The organism is Streptomyces noursei, from assembly GCF_001646665.1.
Lineage (GTDB): Bacteria > Actinomycetota > Actinomycetes > Streptomycetales > Streptomycetaceae > Streptomyces > Streptomyces lavendulocolor.
The window spans coordinates 1-1050 of the sequence record NZ_LWBU01000403.1 but is presented as its reverse complement, the minus strand read 5'-3'; the positions used below and the strand labels follow the sequence as shown (position 1 = coordinate 1050).

Annotated in this window: 1 protein-coding gene; it reads left to right on the top strand. The window is 68.7% G+C overall.

All coding sequences use genetic code 11. The features are described from left to right. Position 1: 1 nt before the first annotated feature. Positions 2–1050, top strand: a 1049-nt coding sequence (gene ispG, locus A4V12_RS33000) for a flavodoxin-dependent (E)-4-hydroxy-3-methylbut-2-enyl-diphosphate synthase (protein ID WP_234372431.1), incomplete at its 3' end; no start/stop codon positions are given.

The following is a 1050-nucleotide window of genomic DNA, read 5'->3' as shown; positions in this document are numbered from 1 at the left end:
GATCCAGGTCGGGTCGGTCGCCGTGGGCGGGGACGCGCCCGTGTCGGTGCAGTCGATGACGACGACGCGGACGTCGGACATCGGTGCGACGCTGCAGCAGATCGCGGAGCTGACGGCGTCGGGCTGTCAGATCGTGCGGGTGGCGTGTCCGACGCAGGACGACGCCGACGCGCTGGCGACGATCGCGCGGAAGTCGCAGATCCCGGTGATCGCGGACATCCACTTCCAGCCGAAGTACGTCTTCGCGGCGATCGACGCGGGGTGTGCGGCGGTGCGGGTCAACCCGGGCAACATCAAGCAGTTCGACGACAAGGTCAGGGAGATCGCCAAGGCCGCCGGTGAGGCGGGGACCCCGATCCGTATCGGGGTCAACGCCGGTTCCCTGGACCGCAGGCTGCTGGAGAAGTACGGCAAGGCCACGCCCGAGGCGCTGGTGGAGTCGGCGCTGTGGGAGGCGTCGCTGTTCGAGGAGCACGGCTTCCGCGACATCAAGATCTCGGTCAAGCACAACGACCCGGTCGTCATGGTCAACGCCTACCGGCAGCTCGCCGCGCAGTGCGACTACCCGCTGCACCTGGGTGTCACCGAGGCCGGCCCGGCCTTCCAGGGCACGATCAAGTCGGCCGTCGCGTTCGGCGCGCTGCTGTCGGAGGGCATCGGCGACACCATCCGTGTCTCGCTGTCGGCTCCGCCGGCCGAGGAGGTCAAGGTCGGCATCCAGATCCTGGAGTCCCTCAATCTGCGTCAGCGGCGCCTGGAGATCGTCTCCTGCCCCTCGTGCGGGCGGGCGCAGGTCGACGTCTACAAGCTGGCCGACCAGGTCAGCGCGGGCCTGGAGGGCATGGAGGTGCCGCTGCGGGTGGCGGTCATGGGCTGTGTCGTCAACGGCCCGGGCGAGGCCCGTGAGGCGGACCTGGGGGTGGCGTCCGGCAACGGCAAGGGTCAGATCTTCGTCAAGGGCGAGGTCATCAAGACCGTGCCGGAGTCGAAGATCGTGGAGACCCTCATCGAGGAGGCCATGAAGATCGCCGAGCAGATGGAGAAGGACGG